Annotated in this window: 1 pseudogene; it reads left to right on the forward strand. The window is 55.1% G+C overall.

The window, feature by feature from the left end:
* A pseudogene (locus HMPREF2674_RS09385) lies at nt 1–314 on the forward strand (peptide ABC transporter ATPase); the annotation flags it as partial.

Genomic DNA, 314 nt, shown 5'->3' on the forward strand with positions numbered 1-314 from the left:
ATCCAGGCCCCTGTTTTGAAGCAGTCCTACAACCTCGGCACCGGCCTCGGCGAAAACAACCCCAACGTCTACAAGAACCAAGCCGTCAACTTCTACGTCGACGCACCCACCGCACATTGGGAAGGCGACCTCATGATCGGCCACGTAGAAATCGAATCCTACCCCACCCAGATGACCATCCAATACGGCAACGGTGACGAGGATACTTTCTACACCATGGGTAAGCCGGTTAGCAGGGCACGCGGTGAAGAGTCACGCAAGACCGCCACCAGTTATGTGTATAAGCGTTCGGGTAATTTCCATGCCTACGCAAC

Source organism: Rothia sp. HMSC062F03, assembly GCF_001836905.1.
Taxonomy (GTDB): Bacteria; Actinomycetota; Actinomycetes; order Actinomycetales; family Micrococcaceae; genus Rothia; species Rothia mucilaginosa_A.